Origin of the sequence: Falsibacillus albus (assembly GCF_003668575.1) — a bacterium.
In the GTDB taxonomy this organism is placed as follows: domain Bacteria; phylum Bacillota; class Bacilli; order Bacillales; family DSM-25281; genus Falsibacillus; species Falsibacillus albus.
In genome coordinates, this window is the sequence record NZ_RCVZ01000037.1 from 1 (window position 1) to 1,380 (window position 1,380).

The window sequence follows — 1,380 nt, forward strand, 5'->3', positions numbered from 1 at the left end:
GGTTCAACGTCAAATGTTGGGGTGATGTGAATTTTGCTTCACCCTTATCCAATATGTGAACCCAATCTTTTATACTTATGTGTTAAGAGTATTTTCGCTCGGAAACGCAAAAAGCTTCTGAAGCCAAAAGCGTTCCGTTTCATCACTTTCGTTAAGTTGTTGATTCCCTCCAAAAAGCCGTTGGAATAGTTGTAACTAAAGCTATTCAATATTTCAATCTGCCAATTTTTTAGGGTTTGGGCTGCTCTTTGGAACTCAGGGATGCCTGAGGCATCAATCATACTGTAGAAAGCATACAAATCATTTTTAGTTTGGTGGATGTTCTCTTTTCCATTCTGCTTGGCACTGTTAAACCACTGACAAAAGACCTCTTTTAGTTCATATGCCTTCTTTAATTCAGGGGACATATCCAGATACCTCTGAAGATACCACCGATTTTCCTCTGTTAACTTACAAGACTTCTTGTAGAATACATGGCGCATCTTTTTGCATTTCTTACGATCGTAGTCATGCCAGCAAGACTGCACTCTTCTCCTCACTCCATCAAGAGCCCAATAGATATATCGGACAAAGTGAAACCGATCGGCCACAATGATTGGTTTTCCAAGGGTTTGTGTGACAGCTGCTTTAAAGGATTGGCTCATATCCATGATGACCACCTCCACTTGTGCACCATACTTCCGGAGATAGTGCTTAAGGGTATTCTTATACCGATTGGGAAGGATATCAATCGGTTCTTTGGTGATCCCATTCGCGATAATGAGCTGGTACTTGCCTTCTCTAGTGTCCCCTTTGTATTCATCGATGGCAATTACCTTCGGCAATTCCTTTGCTTCTTCGTTGACGGTCTCCTTCGCCAATTGATCAAAGCGCCTCACGACGGTGGAAGAGGACGTTCCATACACTTCTGCCGTCTCCTTGAAGGTCTTGCCCTTAATACTGCGAATGTTAACCGCCTGGTTCAGTTCGAGTGACAACCGTTGGTATCGATCCACAAAAGGGTTCTTTTCGGCAAACTTCTTTCCACAAGGACAAACAAAACGTCTCCTTCTGTAGAAAATCAGCGTATGTCGTTCGAATAGCTTTAAATGCTTAATTTTTTGTATCCGATAGTCGTGAATCTTGGTCGTGAAGGTATCACAGACTGGACAGTTGTGGGGTGTAACCGGCATCTCTGCATGAATAGCGAGTCTCCCCTCCACTTCCTCCATTTTCGTAACCATTACTTCTTCAAACCCAGGTAAAATTATGTTAGAATTCATTATGCACGTATCTCCTATCTATACTTGTTTCTCGACAACTCAAGTATAAAAGACTGGATGATTACGTGCATTTTTTTGTTCAAATTGTGTAAGAACCCCAACAAATATTATAGAACCA

Annotated in this window: 1 protein-coding gene; it reads right to left on the bottom strand. The window is 41.7% G+C overall.

The window, feature by feature from the left end; translation table 11 throughout:
- Positions 1–44: 44 nt before the first annotated feature.
- Entirely contained in the window at positions 45–1,262 is a 1,218-nt protein-coding gene (locus D9X91_RS22285) for an ISL3 family transposase (RefSeq protein WP_121682846.1), read from the bottom strand.
- Between the last annotated feature and the right edge of the window lie 118 nt (positions 1,263–1,380).

Coding starts and splice junctions, on each gene's coding strand:
- D9X91_RS22285 (WP_121682846.1), bottom strand. CDS start 1,262: ATGAATTCTAACATAATTTTACCTGGGTTTGAAGAAGTAATGGTTACG.